The following is a 15,198-nucleotide window of genomic DNA, read 5'->3' on the forward strand; positions in this document are numbered from 1 at the left end:
ATGCCCGAGTTCATGTCCGCGGCCACGTCCGACGCCCCGGCCCCGATGCACGGCTTCCCCACCATCTGCACCCCGCGCGGCCCGGTCCCCCAGGCCGCGCCCCGCTGGAACCCGCAACGCTCCAGCTCGATGCCCTCGCACCGCTACCGCTCCGCGTTCGACCGGGTCGCGGTCCCGCTGACCGGGCGGAGCTGGCCGCAGGCCCGTGTCGAACGCGCCCCGCTGTGGGTGCCGGTCGACCTGCGGGACGGCAACCAGGCGCTGGCGGAGCCGATGGACACCCCGCGCAAGCGGCGGATGTTCGACCTGCTGGTCGCGATGGGCTTCAAGGAGATCGAGGTCGGCTACCCGTCCGCGAGCCGCACCGACTTCGACTTCGTACGCCACCTGGCGACGAGCGGGGCGGTCCCCGACGACGTCACCGTGGTCGTGTTCACCCCCGCCAAGGCCGACCTGATCGACCGGACCTTTGCGTCCGTGGCGGGCCTGGACCGCGTCGTCGTCCACCTCTACATCGCGACCGCCCCCGTCTGGCGCGAGGTGGTCCTGGGCCGCGACCGGGCCGAGGTGCACGGCGTGGTGCTGGACGCGGCCCGCCAGATGGACCGGCTGGCCCGGGCCAGGCCCGGCGCGGACATCCGGTTCCAGTTCTCACCCGAGGTCTTCAACCTGACCGAGCCCGACTACATCCTGGAGATCTGCGACAGCCTCACCGAGCTGTGGGACGCCTCGCCGGACCGGCCGGTCGTCCACAACCTCCCGGCCACCGTGGAGATCGCCACGCCCAACGTCTACGCGGACCAGATCGAGTACATGCACCGCCACCTGGCCCGGCGGGACTCGGTGATCCTCTCCGTGCACCCGCACAACGACCGCGGCACGGGCGTGGCCTGCGCGGAGCTGGCGGTGCTGGCGGGCGCCCAGCGGGTGGAGGGCTGCCTCTTCGGCAACGGGGAGCGCACCGGCAACGTCGACCTGGTCAACCTGGCGCTCAACCTGCACGCCCAGGGCGTCGACCCGATGATCGACTTCTCGGACATCGACGAGATCCGCCGCACGGTCGAGCACTGCAACCGGCTGCCGGTACCGCCGCGCCACCCGTACGGCGGGGACCTGGTGTACACCGCGTTCTCCGGCACCCATCAGGACGCCATCAGCAAGGGTTTCGCCCGCCGCGCGGACAACGCGTCGGAGCTGTGGGAGGTGCCGTACCTGCCGATCGACCCGGCCGACGTGGGGCGTACGTACGAGGCCGTCATCCGGGTCAACTCGCAGTCGGGCAAGGGCGGCATCGCGCATCTGCTGCGCACCGGCCACGGCGTGGACCTGCCCGCCGGAATGCGGGCCGAGTTCTCCCGTACGGTGCAGCGGTCGACCGACGACAGCGGCGCCGAGGCCACCGGGAAGGACCTGTGGAACCTCTTCGAGGCGGCGTATCTGGTCCCCGGGCGGGACGGCGGGGTCGCCCTCACCTCCTGGTCGGCGCAGACCGGCCCGGCCGGTGAGCACCGCTTCGTCTGCACCCTGCGCGTGGACGACCGGGAGGGCGATTACGAGGGAACGGGCACCGGCCCGGTCACGGCGTTCGCGGACGCGCTGGCGGCGGCCGGGGTGGAGGTGGCCGTCCTCGAACTGTCGGAGCAGCACCCGGACGGGACCGGGACGACGACCGCGTACGCGCGCTGCCGCGTCGGCGACGAGGAGCGCTGGGGCGCGGGCCGGGACGCCTCGGGTGTGGCCGCGTCCGTGGCGGCGGTGCTGTCGGCGGTGAACCGGGGGTAGCGGAGCGCGGAACGAGGTGCGCCCCCGGCCGGGAGGAAGGGGGGGGGTGCTCGACCCGGCCGGGGGCAGTGGGGCGCGCACCCCGGCCGGGGTGGGGGGAAGGGGGGCCGGGCCGGGGTGCGCGGAGGGGGTGTGGTCCTGGGTGCCGGTCCTACTTGTACGCGCCGAACGCCTTGGTGAAGGCGAGCGGTTCCTGGGCGATCGAGCTGCACGAGGCGTCCGCGGTGGGCTTGGCGCCGCCCGCGCACTCCTTGTCCCGGGTGCCCGACCACATCGCGAGCCAGGCGAGGCCCTTCTCCTTCGCGAAGGCGACGAGCTGGGTGGCGTCCTCGACCTTGAAGACCTCGGTGCTGACGTCGTTCACGCCGATCATCGGGGTGACGGCGACGGCCTTCCACGCGTCGGCGTCGGAGAGCCCGAGGACGCCCTTGATCTGGGCCTGCGTGGCGGTGGCGGCCTGGATGGCGTAGGTGCCCATGTCGCCGCTGTAGGAGGCGCCGTAGTCCATCGCCATGATGTTGACGGCGCCGACGTCCACGCCGTTCTTCTTCGCGTCCGCGATCAGGTCGACGCCGGGCTGGGTCAGGCCCTCGGGCATCACGGGGAGCGTGAAGGACACGTCCAGGCCGGGGTGCGCCTTCTGGAGCTGCGCGATGGCCTGCGAGCGGCGGGTGTTGGCGGCGGTGTCGGGGAGCGCGCCGCCCTCGATGTCGAAGTCGACCTTGGTCAGCTTGTACGTGTCGACCACCTTGCCGTACGCGGCGGCGAGGTCGGCCGCCGAGGAGCAGCGCAGGGCCAGTTCGGATCCCGCGGCCCCGCCGAAGGAGACCCGGACGTCGCCACCGGCCGCGCGCAGGGCTCCGATCTGGGAGGCGACGTGGTCGTCGCCGAGGCCGGTGACCCCGCCCCAGAGCGGGGCGCAGCTGCCGCCGGAGGTGATGAAGGCGAGGTTGAACTGCTTGACCCCGGTCTTGTTCGCGGTGTCGACCAGGTCGTACGCGGGGTAGAGCGAGGTGTCCACGTACGGGGCGAAGCGGGCGCCGCTCGCGGCGGAGCCGCCGTCGTCGGTCTTCGTGGGGGTGGGGGTCGGCGTGGGGGTCGCCGTTTCGCTGGGCTTCTCGGTGGGGGTCGCCGTGGGGGTGGGGGTGGCCGTTTCGGTCGGGCGGCCGGTCGGTTCGGGGGTGGCGCCGGGGTCGACGGAGCACTTCGCGCCGTCGATCAGGCAGCCGGTGGGGTCGGCTGCCGTGCCGTCGGAGGCGGTGACGAAGCCGACGGTGACGGACTGCCCGGCGGCCAGCTGCTTGTTCCAGCTCGCGGGGCGGACGGTGACGTGGTTGCCGCTGACGGTGTGTTCGCCGTTCCACAGCGAGCTGAGCTTCGTCCCCGCCGGGAGGTCGAACTCAAGGGTCCAGTCGGTCTTCGCGGAGCCGGTGTCGTTGGTGACGACGTACTGCCCGGTGTAGCCGCCGGTCCAGCCGCTGGTACGGGTGTACGCGGCGCCGACCGCCGATGCCTGCGCCGTCCCGGTGAGGGCGAACACCGTCCCGCCGATCACCGCCGCGGCGACGACCGAGCCGATCACCTTGGTCCTGGTGCCCATCGTGCGCCGGTGCGTACTGGTGCCCATCGCGTTCCTGCCTCGTCGTACGGGAGTGGGGGATGCGGGAGCACGCTAGCGGCTACGGAACGGGCAAATGGGGCGAGCCGGGCCGGGGTCGGGGTTCTTAGGACTGCCTTAAGGAGCGCATCGGCCGGGCTAAAGGTTGGCGCGTCCCACGCCCCGGCGGCGCCGCTGACGGCCCACCCGGTGGCCCCGTGCGCCGCCCTGCGGACGCTGTCCGTCGAGCCCGATCCAGACCCGGACCTCCGTGCCGCCCAGCACCGAGCGGCCGATGCGCACGTCACCGCCGGTGGACTCGGCGACCCGGCGCACGATGTCGAGCCCGAGCCCGGTCGAGCCCACCGCGTCCCGGGCCCCGCCGCGCGCCAGGGCCGCCTTCGGGTCGGCGATCCCGCCCCCGGCGTCCGAGACCAGCACGATCACCGCGTCACCGCTGTGGTGCACGTCGACCGCGAAGGCGGTGCCCTCCGGGGTGTGCCGGAAGACGTTGCCGAGCAACGCGTCGAGCGCGGCCGCCAGTTCGGGCCGGGCGACCGGGATGCGCACCGTACGGTCCACCCCGGCGAGGCGCACCTCGCGGCCCTCGTCCTCGGCCAGCGCGGACCAGAAGGCCATCCGTTCGCGGATCACCTCGGAGGCGTCGCAGCCCGCGCCGGGGCCGCCCGGCTGGGTCTGGGGGCGCTGCTCTCGGGCGGTCCGGATGATCGTGTCGACCTCGCGCTCCAGCTGTTCGACGGCCGCCCGGGTCTGCTCGGCCGCGGGGCCCTCGCCGAGCGACGCGGCGTTCAGCCGGAGGACGGTGAGCGGGGTGCGCAGCCGGTGCGAGAGGTCGGCGGCCAGTTCGCGCTCGTTGGCGAGGAGCTGGACGACCTGGTCGGCCATGGAGTTGAACGCGACGGCGGCGGACCGCAGTTCGTCCGGGCCCTCCTCGGGGACGCGGGTGCCGAGCCGCCCCTCCCCCAGGTCGTGGGCGGCGCCCGCGAGGCGGCGGGCGGGCTCGACCATGCGGATGCCGAGGCGGTCGGCCACGGCGACCGAGCCGACGATGAGGGCGACGCCGACGGCGGCCAGCATCAGCCAGGCGGTGGTGACCCCGTGGGACACGGCGGCCTCGGGGACGAACACCTCGACCACCGCGATGTCCCTGGGCCCCACCGCGGTCGGCTGGAGCAGCACGGATCCGCCGGGGACCCCGGTGATCGTGGCGCGCCCCGAGACCCGTACGGCCTCCAGCTCCTGGCGGGTGGCGCGGCCCTTGCCGATGTCGGCCGCGATGCCGTCGGGCTCGCCGGAGGCCGGGATGTGGACGGCCATCCGCCCGGCGGCGCCCGGTTCGGTGGTGAGGACGGCCTTTTCGAGCTGGGCGCGGTCCGTGGTGATGGAGAGGGTCGGCCCGATCGTCGCGGCCTGCCGTTCGGCGTCGGAGAACGCGCGGTCGCGGGCCATCTCCTTGACGACGAGCCCCAGGGGCACGGCGAAGGCGATGACGACCATGGCGGTGACGGCCAGGCAGACCTTGACCAGCGCCCATCTCATGCGGGCTGCTCCGGTGCCGGGGGCTGGAGCTTCACGCCGACGCCGCGCAGGGTGTGCAGATAGCGCGGCCGGGCCGCGGTCTCGCCCAGCTTGCGGCGGAGCCAGGAGAGGTGGACGTCGATGGTCTGGTCGTCGCCGTAGGACTGCTGCCAGACCTCGGCGAGGAGTTCCCGGCGGGGCACGACGACGCCGGGGCGCCCGGCCAGGAAGGCCAGCAGGTCGAACTCGCGGCGGGTGAGGTCGAGTGCGGTGCCGTCGAGTTCGGCCCGGCGGCGCAGCGGGTCGACGCAGAGCCCGCCGACCTGGATGACGCGCGGCGGCGGCGCCTCGCCCCCGGCGGCCCGGGCCCGGCGGAGCACGGCGGCCATCCGGGCCGACAGGTGCTCCACGGAGAACGGCTTGGTGAGGTAGTCGTCGGCACCGTCGTTGAGGAGCCGGACAATCTCGCTCTCGTCGTCCCGGGCGGTCGCGATGATGACGGGCACGTCGGTGATGCCGCGCAGCATCTTCAGGGCCTCGGACCCGTCGAGATCGGGCAGCCCGAGATCGAGAATGACCACGTCGAAACGGAAGTGGGCGACTTCGCGCAAGGCTTCGAGCGCGGTGCCGACGCTCCGTACGGTGTGACCGGCCTCCGTCAGGTGCCGGATGAGGGCGGAACGTACAAACTGGTCGTCCTCGACCACGAGCACACTGGGCATGGGCGGCACCGTACGCCATCCGGTCTGCCCGGGTGTCATGTCCACCTGTTTCGTGGTGCAGGATGTTGATGATGCAACGAGGTCTGGTACACGCGCTGGCGTGGTCGCTCGCCACCGGCGCGGCGGTCACGGTCTCGTGGTGGGGTGTGCACTCCGTGCTCGCGGGCACGGTGTACGACCCGCCGCGCGCGGTGCCGGTCGCGGCGCCGACCACGGAGAGCCTGACGTCCTCGACGCACCGCCCCGCCCCCTCGGCCTCGCCGTCGCCCAGGCCCCGGGCCACCACCCCGAAGCCGGCCGCGCCCACGTCCCGCAAGCCGTCCCCGTCCCGCACCTCCGCGCCCAACACCCCCCGCCCGGCGTCCGGGACGACCGCGGCGGCCGGGAAGGCGCGGAGTTACGCGACCGACGGCGGCCGGGTCGTCTTCGAGATGGGGGCCGCGTCGGCGGAGCTGGTGTCGGCGACCCCGGAACCGGGCTGGTCGATGCAGGTGTGGTCCAACACGACGTGGATACGGGTCAACTTCGCCCGGGACGACGGCACGACGGTCTCCGTCTTCTGCACCTGGAACGATCACGCGCCCCAGGTGGACATCGTCAACTCGTGATCATTTGAACGCGTCCGGGGGCGGCGGCGGTGACGGACGGGCGTCCGCGTCGTGCACTGGGGCCGCGCCGCCGGTGAAGTCCGCGAGGGCGCGGCCGTGTTGGACGCGTCCGGGGTGCGGGTCCGTCGCGACCCGGCGGGTCAGCTGCGCGATCTCGGGCGCGGTGTCGGAGGCGAGCAGGACGGCGTTGCCGAAGCGGCGGCCCCGCCACACCGTGGGGTCGGCGGCGAGCGCGAGTTCGGGGAAGACCGTGGCGGCGGTGGCGATCTGGGCGCGCAGATGGGCCAGCGGCGGCCCGTCCGCGAGGTTGGCGACGTAACTCCCGCCGGGCTTCAGGACCCTGCGCACCTCGGCGAGGAATTCGGTACTGGTCAGGTGCGCCGGGGTGCGGGCGCCGCTGAACACGTCGGCGATGACGAGGTCCGCCCAGCCGTCCTGGATCTTCCCGAGCCCCGCGCGGGCGTCGGTCGACCTGACCCGGATCCTGGCCTGCGGGTCCAGCGGCAGTTCGCGGCGGACCAGCTGCACGAGCGCCGCGTCCACCTCGATGACCTGCTGGGTGGACCGGGGGCGGGTGGCGGCGATGTACCGGGCGAGCGTGAAGGCCCCGCCGCCCAGGTGCACCACGTGCAGCGGCTGCCCGGCGGGCGCGACGAGGTCCGCGATGTGGCCGATGCGGCGCTGGTACTCGAAGGAGAGGTACGTGGGGTCGTCCAGGTCGACATGCGACTGCGGGGCCCCGTCGATCGTCAGCGTCCAGGCACGCCGGCGCTCCCGGTCGGGCACGAGCTCGGCGAGACCGCCGTCCACGGGCTCGGAGACGTGGTGCTCCGGGGCTCCGCGGCCCGCCCGCCCCTTGCGGTCACCGCCGCCGGCCGCTCCTCGACGTGCCACTGCTTCTCGCCCCTGCCCACTGCTCACCGTGTCCGGGACGGGCCGATCCGCGCGGCCCGCCGTCCCGCCATTATCGGTGCGAGGGGCGCGTCCGGCTCAGCGGCAGTTGTCGGCGGCCTCGATCAGCCGGGCCGCCTGGTCGAGCGCGACGCGCAGCACGGCCGGGTCGGTGACCGGGGTGTCCTCGGCGGGCGGCAGCAGCCAGCCGCTGCCGGAGACCGGCGGCTCGGCGGGGATGCGCAGGCCCCGGCCGTCGGTCCGCGTACAGGCGCTGCCCGGTACGTCCCAGCCCTGCGCGGTGCCCGGCGGCACCAGGAACCCGAGGGTGTCGCAGGCGCCGTCGTGGATGACCGGGCCCACGACGTCCTGCGCCGTGCTCCGGCGCAGGATGTCCACGGCCTCAAGGCCCTGCCGCGCGGGCACGGTCACCAGATCACAGGGCTCGTCGGCGGACGCCGCACCGCCCGTCGCCATGTCGATGTGCAACAAGGGACCTCTCCTCTCATCGCCGGAGCCGTATTCCGTCTCCACGGGGACCAACGCGCCGACGGCGTCAAGGGCTACGGTGCGACACCGCCGCAAAGGGTGGCAGTTCATGGCGGATCGCGGCCGAGATGCCCGGTTCATCCGGAAACGCTTCGTGTGCGACCTGTCACAGCGGGTACGTTCTTGCTCCGCCGGGACACCGGAAACGTCGCCCGGCTCGCACCGAGAGGGCCATGCCATGGTGTCGACACGGGCAGTTCCCAACCTCGCCTTCCGGCGGCTGCGCGGCCCGCGCTCCGCCGGGGAGTTCGCTGCCGCGGTCCGCAGGTCCGCTCGCGAGATCGGCGAGCAGGTCGCGTGCGACGCCCGGTACATCGGGCGCGTGGAGTCCGGCGAGATCCGCTGTCCCAACTACGCGTACGAGCGGGTCTTCCTGCACATGTTCCCCGGGACGACCCTGGAGGACCTGGGCTTCTCGCCCCGCGCTTCGGTACGCGGGCGGGCGGCCAGGCCCGCGGCGGCCGCCCCGCCCCCGACTGCCCCGCCGCCGGAGCCCGGTGGCGACGACGAGGAGAGCGACGTGCTGCGTCGCGTGTTCATGACGAGCGGCACCACCACGGTGGCGGCCGTCTCCCTGGGGCTGGGCCTCGGCGGCCCGGCCGCCGCCCTGCCCCTGCAACGCCGGGTCGGCGATACGGAGGTGAGCGCCGTCGAGCGGGCGGTGCGGCAGATCCGGGTGCTGGACGACCGGCACGGCGGCGACTGGCTGTACCGGCGCGCCTCGCAGCCCCTGCGGGCGGCGTACGCGCTGCTCGACGCGGGGACCGTGAACCGGCGCTCCACGGCGGACCGGCTGCACTCCGGCGCCGGTGAGCTGGCCATCTCCGTGGGCTGGCTGGCCCATGACTCGGGCCGCTTCGAGGACGCCCGCTCGCACTACGCGGAGGCGCTGGCGACCGCGCGGGTGGCCGGTGATCCGGCGCTGGAGGCGCACGCGTTCTGCAATGTGTCCTTCCTGGCCCGCGACACGGGCCGGCCGCGTGAGGCGGTGCGGGCGGCGGAGGCCGGTCAGCGGGCCGCCGAGTCGCTGGGCTCGCCCCGGCTGCGGGCGCTGCTCGCGCTCCGGGAGGCGGGGGGCCGGGCGGGCCTCGGGGACCGGACGGGCTGCGAACGGGCGCTCGGCCGGGCGCACTCCGCGTTCTCGCGGGGGACTTCGGGGGCGGACCCGGAGTGGATGAGCTTCTTCCGCGAGGCGGAGCTGGAGATGCTGGAGGCGCAGTGCTGGGCGGCGCTCGGTGAGTGGGCGCGGGCGGCGCGCCATGCGGACCTGGCGGTCCGGCTGCAGGATCCCCACTTCACCCGGAACCTCGCGCTGTACCGCGCGGAGCTCACCTGGGACCTGGCGCGCGGGGGCCGCCCCGAGGAGGCGGCCGCGGCCGGCCACGCGGTCCTGGACCTCCTGGACGACGTCCAGTCCTCCCGCATCCGCGCCATACTCCACGCCACGGTGGGGGCCCTGGGGCCCCGGACGGGGATGACCCGGGAGGTCCGGGACTTCCTGGACCGGGCCAACTCCAGCCTGTCCGGCGTTTGAGGACGGAACCGGTCAGCCCGGACCGGGGCGCGGGCTTCCGTCCTCAAACGCCGGACGGGCTGAAATGCGCGCACCGCACCCCGCAGGGGCACCGCTCACCGCTCAAGGTGCCCCGTGTCGTTCCACTTCTGGATTGCCGGGGCGCCGTACGCCCAGCCCAGGACGGACAGGGACGTCGGTGCCAGCCAGATGCGGGCGCCGAAGGCGATGTCCTCGCCGAGCCAGCGCGCGCCGAGCGCCCGCAGGATGTGGCCGTGGGCGAAGACCAGGACGTCCCGGTCGGCGGACCGCGCCCACTCCACGATCTCGTCGGCCCGGGCCGACACCTCGGCGGTGCTCTCGCCCTCCGGGACCCCGTCGCGCCAGATGAACCAGTCCGGACGGCCCGCCTTGATCTCGGCCGGGGTCATGCCCTCGTACGCCCCGTAGTCCCACTCCATCAGCGCGTCCCAGGGCTCGGCGCGGTCGCCGAAGCCCGCGAGCGCGCAGGTCTCGGCGGCGCGGACGAGCGGGCTGGTGCGGACCTCCAGGTCGTGCAGGTCCGTCCACGGCCCCCGGTGCAGCCGCTCGCCGAGCAGCTTGGCCCCCTCGCGTCCGGCGTCGAGGAGCGGGATGTCCGTCCTGCCGGTGTGCCTGCCGTTGAGGGACCATTCCGTCTGCCCGTGCCGGGCGAGCAGGATGCGCGGTGCCATAAGAGGGTTCTCCCTGAAAAGCCAAGACCTTGTCCCCATCATCCCGTATCCGCCGAAGAGGCAACCCGGCGGGCCGCGACGGCGTCCCCTTGACCACAGAGGAATCGCAGCAGCTGAGGGGTGCCGACCACACCCCCGGGGGACACGCGCCCGACGCGCACCGTACGGTTGAACGCCCGCAGTCGGCCGCATGAATACGTGATGGAGAAGTTCCGGATGCCGCACGCCACCACCGCGCACGCTCCGCGCCACCGGCCCCGCTGGTGGACCGAGCTGCCGCTCCTGGCCCTGGTGTACGCGGCGTACTCCGGCGGCCGCCTCCTCGTACGCGGTGACGTGTCCACGGCCGTCGACCACGGACTGAGCATCCTGCGCGTGGAGAAGGCGCTGTTCCTGAACGCGGAGCACCCGCTCAACCGCCTCTTCACCGCGCACCCCTCCATAGGCATACCGTCCGACTTCGCGTACGCCTCCCTGCACTACGTGGTCACCCCGGCCGTCCTGATCTGGATGTTCCGCCGCCACTCGGCCGCGTACCGCAGGGCCCGCACCTGGCTGATGACCTCCACGATGCTCGGTCTGATCGGCTTCACGCTGATGCCGACGTGCCCGCCGAGGCTGCTGGACGCCAAGCACGGTTTCGTGGACACGATGGCGCAGTACAGCTCGTACGGCTGGTGGGGTACGGAGGCGAGCGCGCCGCGCGGCATGGGCGGGATGACCAACCAGTACGCGGCGATGCCCAGCCTCCACGTGGGCTGGGCGCTGTGGTGCGGCATCCTGCTGTGGCGCCACGCGAAGCACCCCGCGCTGCGCGCCGCGGGCATCGCGTACCCGCTGATCACCACGTTCGTCGTGATGGGCACCGCCAACCACTATCTGCTCGACGCGGTCGCCGGCTGCGCCGTGATGGGTGTCGGGGCGCTGCTCGCCCGGCCCGTGATGCGCCTCGCCGACCGGGTCAAGTCGGCGGTCCTGGCCCGCTTCTCGCGGGGTTCCGCGACGACGGAGTCCCCGGATGTCAGTGCCGGGTGCGAGACTTCGGCGGGTGAGCGAATCCCCGGCCAGCGGACCTCCTCCGCAGAACCATCCGACGCGGCAGCAGCGGCCGGTCCGCCTGCCCGGGCCGACGGCGCCGACCGGTCAGGACGCACCCCCGACGGGGACCCTGCGGCAGCGACTCGCTGAGCTGAGAGGCCCGGCGGTCGCCCCGCGTCCGCTGGACGCCCGCGCGCTCGCCGCCCTCGCCGCCAACCCGGGCTGCAAGCGCCGCGCCCTGCTGGACGGGGCCGGGGTCGACAAGGGCGCGCTCGCCTCCGCGCTGGGCTCACCGGCCCCGTTCGGCCAGTCCCAGTTCGCCTTCATGCGGGGCAACGCCTTCGAGGCCCGGGTCAAGGCCGACGGCGGTACGGAGCTGATGCGCCTGCTGCACGAGCGGCTCGGCGGCTCCGGTGAAGCGCCGCGCGAGGTGGCGACGCCCGATCTGTCCGCCGCCGGGCCCGAGGGCCGCGCGGCCAGGACCGCGCTGGCGCTGCGGGAGGCGACGGGGACGGGCGGCTGGGCGCTGCTCGACCACCCGATGCTGGCCCTGGAGGTGGCGGGCTCCCCCGCCTATCTGGAGCCGGACGCGGTCGTGGTGCATCCGGACGGCACCTGGACGGTGGTCGAGATCAAGTCGTTCCCCATGATCGACGGCTCGGCGGACGCCGCGAAGGTGGGCGCGGCCGCCCGCCAGTCCGCGGTGTACGTGCTGGCGCTCGAACGGGTCGCGGAGGTCACCGACGGGGCGCGGGTGGGGCACCGGGTGCTGCTGGTCTGCCCGAAGGACTTCTCGAACCTGCCGGCCGCCTCCGTCGTGGACGTACGCAAGCAGCGTGCCGTCACCCGCCGCCAGCTGACCCGGCTCACCCGCGTCGAGGAGATCGCCGCCGCCCTCCCCGAGGGCGCCTCGTTCGACCCGGAGCGCTCCCCCGAGGATCTGGAGTCGGCGGTCGAGTCGGTCGCCGCGGCCTACGCGCCGGAGTGCCTGTCCGCCTGCGAGCTGGCCTTCCACTGCCGGGCCCGGGCGCGGTCCGAGGGCGCCGTGGAGGCGCTGGGGCGCGGGGTGCGGGGCGAGCTGGGCGGCCTGACGACGGTCGCCGGGGTGCTGGCGGCCGCCGCGGGCAAGGAGGGCGACCCGGCCGATCCGGCGGTCGCCGCCCTGCGCCGCGCGGCGGCGTTGCGCGCCGAGGCGCTGGAGGGGCGGGCCGCATGTCGCTGATCAACACGCTGGCCCGGCTGGAGGCGGTGGAGAGCGGCCGGGCGCGGCCGACGGCCACCGTGCGCCACCGCCGGCTGACGGACCGGCCGCTCGTCCTGGTGCCGCTGACCACGGCGGGCGAGGCGGGCGCCCCGCTCGGCGCGCTCGTCGGCACGGACCGGGAGGCGCCCCGGCTGCTGGCGGTCGCCCAGCCGCGCGACCGGGACCTGCGGTTCGCGTTCCTCGCGGAGCTGGCCGAGGCGGTCCTGCCGCACATCGAGGCGTACGCGGACGTCATCGAGCCCGCCGAGCGCAACGAGACCGATCCGGCGACCGGCAAGCGGGTCAAGGTCGAGACGGAGCTGTGCGTGGACGCGGCCCAGATCGTCGTCCCGAGCCGGGCGGGCATCGAGTTCGTCCGGCTGCTCGGCCGCTCGATGCGCTTCCGCCGCACCGCCGAGGACGACCCGGACACGCCGTATCCGGCGCCCGCCCGGGTCCCGCTCCTCGGGCGCTGGCTGACGCATTACGGGGAGCGGGCCCGGGTCCCCGGCTCCTCCCTGCTGTTGGCCTGCACGGACCTCCTGAACCGGCACTGGGCGACCGGCCAGTCGAATCTGGAGGACCAGCACCTGGGGGCGCTGCTCGCCTGGATCGACCCGCCTGCCGGGGAGTCCGGTGCGGAGGCGGCGCTCCGGGCGGAGCTGGCCCGGGACGCGGCGGGGCAGCTGCTGTGCCCCCCGGCCGGTCCGGCCACCGATCCGGACTTCGACAACGGGCTGCTGGCCCCGGCGATCGAGAAGTACGACCGGGCGCGCGCCTCGTTCGCGGCGGCCGAGGACGGGCTCGCCGCCGATGCCCGGCTGGCCGAGCTGTCCGGGGCCGAGCGCGAGATCAGGGCGCTGCTCGCCGGGGTGCTGCTGCCGACCTGGGACGCGGTGTGGCGGGGTCTCGACCTGCTGCGGGAGCTGCCCGAGGGGTCCAGGACCGAGGACCGCTGGACCCGGGACCGCTGGTCGTTCACCGCCCACCGCGACCGGGTCCGCTCCGGTGAGCCGCCCCAGCCGCGCCGGGACGACGCGGTGACGGCCGCCCGCAAGCTGGCCGCCCGGGAGACGGCCCAGGCGCAGCTGGAGGCGCAGGAGGCGCTGGACGACCCGCTCGTCCTGGCGGGCCGACGGCTCGCCGGTGAGGCGTTCCTCGCCGAGGTGAGCGCGGTGGAGATGGCGTACAGCGAGTCGAAGCGGCCCTCGCCGCGCCCGCTGGTCACGGTCCGCACCGAGGAGCGGCCGCAGCTGGGCGCGGGGGTGAAGGTCTACCGCTCGCTGGACGGCAAACCGCAGACCGCCGAGTTCGTGGCGTACGGCCCGGCGGACGAGGCGGACGGCGAGGACGGCGCGCTCTCGCTGGTGCTGCGGATCACGGACCGGATGGGGCGCGGCAAGGAGCCCGCCCCGGGGTCGGTCCCGGAGCCGGGCGACCGGATCGCCTGGACCCTGTTCGAGCACGACCAGCGCGGCGGGCCGCAGCTGCCGGACGCGGAGGAGACCCCGTGGACCCACGGCGGTCCGCCCGGCGGCCTCGAAGCGTCCGAGCTGCCCGATCCCGTGACCCCGGAGGACCTGCTGTGACGGCCGTATTCGACCCGGGCGCGGCGGCGGGCCTGGCCACCGCGAAGATCCTGGACGACACGCTGAACGGCACGGCCCGGGGCGTCGTGGTGGACTCCCCGCCGGGCGCCGGGAAGTCGACGCTGGTGGTGCGCGCGGCGCTGGAGCTGGCTGCGGCGGGCCGCCCGCTGATGGTGGTCGCCCAGACGAACGCGCAGGTGGACGATCTGGTGGTGCGGCTCGCGGAGAAGGACCCCGGGCTGCCGGTGGGGCGCCTGCACAGCAGCGACTCCGATCCGTACGACAAGGTGCTCGACGGCCTGGAGAACGTACGCAAGTCGGCGAAGGCGGCGGATCTGGCCGGGCTCGATGTGGTCATCTCGACGGCCGCGAAGTGGGCCCATGTGAAGAACGTGGAGCCGTGGGGGCACGCGATCGTGGACGAGGCGTACCAGATGCGCTCGGACGCGCTGCTCGCCGTGGCCGGGCTCTTCGAGCGGGCGCTGTTCGTGGGCGACCCGGGCCAGCTGGACCCGTTCTCGATCGTCGGCGCGGACCAGTGGGCGGGGCTGAGCTACGACCCCTCGGCCAGTGCGGTGAGCACCCTGCTCGCGCACAATCCGGAGCTGCCGCAGCACCGGCTGCCGGTCTCCTGGCGGCTCCCGGCCTCGGCCGCGCCCCTGGTGTCGGACGCGTTCTACCCGTACACCCCGTTCCGCAGCGGCACGGACCACGGCGACCGGCGGCTGTCCTTCGGGGTGGCGTCGGACGGGTCGGCGGCGGACCGGGTGCTGGACGAGGCGGCGGAGTCCGGCTGGGGGCTGCTCGAACTCCCGGCCCGGCACACCCCGCGCACCGACCCGGAGGCGGTGCGGGCGGTCGCCCTGGTGGTGCGCCGCCTGCTGGACCGGGGCGGCGCGGCCACCAGTGAGCGGTCGCCGGACGCGGCCCCGGTGACGGCGGACCGGGTGGCGGTCGGCACGGCCCACCGCGACCAGGCGGCGGCGGTGCGCGCGGCGCTCGCGGAGCTGGGCGTGACGGGGGTCGCGGTGGACACGGCGAACCGGCTCCAGGGCCGCGAGTTCGATGTGACGGTGGTGCTGCACCCGCTGTCGGGGCGGCCGGACGCCACCGCGTTCCACCTGGAGACGGGCCGCCTGTGCGTGCTGGCGTCCCGGCACCGGCACGCGTGCATCGTGGTCTGCCGGGAGGGCGTCGCCGATCTGCTGGACGAGCATCCGTCGACGGAGCCGGTCCAGCTGGGCGTCACGGTGAAGTTCCCGGACGGCTGGGAGGCCAACCACGCGGTGCTGGCGCATCTGGCGGAACACCGGGTGCGCTGGAGTTGTTGAGTGCGCCGGGGGCGCGCCCGGGCCGGCGCACGCCCTGACGACCAAGGCTTATGCACCCTTGCGGGCGACGGGACAATGGTGGG

Annotated in this window: 13 protein-coding genes; 7 read left to right on the forward strand and 6 right to left on the reverse strand. The window is 74.5% G+C overall.

What is annotated here, in order from left to right; genetic code table 11:
- Window positions 1–1,782, forward strand: coding sequence for a 2-isopropylmalate synthase (locus tag AMK18_RS18595; RefSeq protein WP_073863615.1), 1,782 nt, complete (start codon window positions 1–3; stop codon window positions 1,780–1,782).
- 151 nt (window positions 1,783–1,933) lie between these two features.
- On the opposite strand, the gene AMK18_RS18600 is transcribed toward AMK18_RS18595, so the two are convergent.
- The 3 genes from AMK18_RS18600 to AMK18_RS18610 all read right to left on the reverse strand — a co-directional run bounded on the left by AMK18_RS18600 (window position 1,934) and on the right by AMK18_RS18610 (window position 5,640).
- Window positions 1,934–3,409, reverse strand: coding sequence for a glycoside hydrolase family 18 protein (locus AMK18_RS18600; RefSeq protein ID WP_073863616.1), 1,476 nt, complete (start codon window positions 3,407–3,409; stop codon window positions 1,934–1,936).
- A 129-nt stretch (window positions 3,410–3,538) separates the two neighbouring features.
- Window positions 3,539–4,939, reverse strand: coding sequence for a HAMP domain-containing sensor histidine kinase (locus AMK18_RS18605; RefSeq protein WP_073863617.1), 1,401 nt, complete (start codon window positions 4,937–4,939; stop codon window positions 3,539–3,541).
- Window positions 4,936–5,640 carry a response regulator transcription factor gene (locus AMK18_RS18610; RefSeq protein WP_018105710.1) on the reverse strand — a complete coding sequence of 235 codons (705 nt, stop codon included), beginning with the start codon at window positions 5,638–5,640 and terminating at the stop codon, window positions 4,936–4,938. The genes AMK18_RS18605 and AMK18_RS18610 overlap by 4 nt, the downstream gene beginning before the upstream one ends.
- Window positions 5,641–5,708: 68 nt before the next feature.
- Between AMK18_RS18610 and AMK18_RS18615 the strand changes: the two genes are divergently transcribed.
- Window positions 5,709–6,248: a hypothetical protein gene (locus tag AMK18_RS18615; protein ID WP_079199307.1), complete on the forward strand. Its 540-nt coding sequence runs from the start codon at window positions 5,709–5,711 to the stop codon at window positions 6,246–6,248.
- On the opposite strand, the gene AMK18_RS18620 is transcribed toward AMK18_RS18615, so the two are convergent.
- Together AMK18_RS18620 and AMK18_RS18625 are read right to left on the reverse strand one after the other, a co-directional pair.
- Window positions 6,249–7,142, reverse strand: a complete 894-nt coding sequence (locus AMK18_RS18620) for a spermidine synthase (protein ID WP_241836593.1) — start codon at window positions 7,140–7,142, stop codon at window positions 6,249–6,251.
- A 96-nt stretch (window positions 7,143–7,238) separates the two neighbouring features.
- Window positions 7,239–7,616 (reverse strand): hypothetical protein, encoded by a 378-nt coding sequence (locus tag AMK18_RS18625; RefSeq protein WP_198957042.1) that lies wholly within the window; start codon window positions 7,614–7,616, stop codon window positions 7,239–7,241.
- A gap of 250 nt (window positions 7,617–7,866) precedes the next feature.
- Between AMK18_RS18625 and AMK18_RS18630 the strand changes: the two genes are divergently transcribed.
- Window positions 7,867–9,222, forward strand: a complete 1,356-nt coding sequence (locus AMK18_RS18630) for a transcriptional regulator (RefSeq protein WP_073863620.1) — start codon at window positions 7,867–7,869, stop codon at window positions 9,220–9,222.
- 95 nt (window positions 9,223–9,317) lie between these two features.
- On the opposite strand, the gene AMK18_RS18635 is transcribed toward AMK18_RS18630, so the two are convergent.
- Entirely contained in the window at window positions 9,318–9,914 is a 597-nt protein-coding gene (locus tag AMK18_RS18635; protein WP_018105705.1) for a histidine phosphatase family protein, read from the reverse strand.
- Between the two features lie 216 nt (window positions 9,915–10,130).
- Here AMK18_RS18635 and AMK18_RS18640 point away from each other — a divergent pair, with 216 nt between their 5' ends.
- The 4 genes from AMK18_RS18640 to AMK18_RS18655 are packed head-to-tail and all read left to right on the forward strand — an operon-like array spanning window position 10,131 to window position 15,115.
- Entirely contained in the window at window positions 10,131–11,102 is a 972-nt protein-coding gene (locus AMK18_RS18640; RefSeq protein WP_198957043.1) for a phosphatase PAP2 family protein, read from the forward strand.
- Window positions 11,083–12,174: a hypothetical protein gene (locus tag AMK18_RS18645; RefSeq protein ID WP_106430052.1), complete on the forward strand. Its 1,092-nt coding sequence runs from the start codon at window positions 11,083–11,085 to the stop codon at window positions 12,172–12,174. The genes AMK18_RS18640 and AMK18_RS18645 overlap by 20 nt, the downstream gene beginning before the upstream one ends.
- Window positions 12,165–13,784 carry a hypothetical protein gene (locus AMK18_RS18650; RefSeq protein ID WP_073863621.1) on the forward strand — a complete coding sequence of 540 codons (1,620 nt, stop codon included), beginning with the start codon at window positions 12,165–12,167 and terminating at the stop codon, window positions 13,782–13,784. The genes AMK18_RS18645 and AMK18_RS18650 overlap by 10 nt, the downstream gene beginning before the upstream one ends.
- Window positions 13,781–15,115, forward strand: a complete 1,335-nt coding sequence (locus AMK18_RS18655; RefSeq protein ID WP_018105701.1) for an AAA domain-containing protein — start codon at window positions 13,781–13,783, stop codon at window positions 15,113–15,115. The genes AMK18_RS18650 and AMK18_RS18655 overlap by 4 nt, the downstream gene beginning before the upstream one ends.
- Window positions 15,116–15,198: the final 83 nt, after the last annotated feature.

The sequence above is a fragment of the Streptomyces sp. CB01249 genome (assembly GCF_001905735.1).
Taxonomy (GTDB): domain Bacteria; phylum Actinomycetota; class Actinomycetes; order Streptomycetales; family Streptomycetaceae; genus Streptomyces.

What these genes read in the sequence shown, in the direction of transcription:
- AMK18_RS18595 (WP_073863615.1), top strand. Translation starts at nt 1, where the DNA reads ATGCCCGAGTTCATGTCCGCGGCCACGTCCGACGCCCCGGCCCCGATG.
- AMK18_RS18600 (WP_073863616.1), bottom strand. Translation starts at nt 3,409, where the DNA reads ATGGGCACCAGTACGCACCGGCGCACGATGGGCACCAGGACCAAGGTG.
- AMK18_RS18605 (WP_073863617.1), bottom strand. Translation starts at nt 4,939, where the DNA reads ATGAGATGGGCGCTGGTCAAGGTCTGCCTGGCCGTCACCGCCATGGTC.
- AMK18_RS18610 (WP_018105710.1), bottom strand. Translation starts at nt 5,640, where the DNA reads ATGCCCAGTGTGCTCGTGGTCGAGGACGACCAGTTTGTACGTTCCGCC.
- AMK18_RS18615 (WP_079199307.1), top strand. Translation starts at nt 5,709, where the DNA reads ATGATGCAACGAGGTCTGGTACACGCGCTGGCGTGGTCGCTCGCCACC.
- AMK18_RS18625 (WP_198957042.1), bottom strand. Translation starts at nt 7,616, where the DNA reads ATGGCGACGGGCGGTGCGGCGTCCGCCGACGAGCCCTGTGATCTGGTG.
- AMK18_RS18630 (WP_073863620.1), top strand. Translation starts at nt 7,867, where the DNA reads ATGGTGTCGACACGGGCAGTTCCCAACCTCGCCTTCCGGCGGCTGCGC.
- AMK18_RS18635 (WP_018105705.1), bottom strand. Translation starts at nt 9,914, where the DNA reads ATGGCACCGCGCATCCTGCTCGCCCGGCACGGGCAGACGGAATGGTCC.
- AMK18_RS18640 (WP_198957043.1), top strand. Translation starts at nt 10,131, where the DNA reads ATGCCGCACGCCACCACCGCGCACGCTCCGCGCCACCGGCCCCGCTGG.
- AMK18_RS18650 (WP_073863621.1), top strand. Translation starts at nt 12,165, where the DNA reads ATGTCGCTGATCAACACGCTGGCCCGGCTGGAGGCGGTGGAGAGCGGC.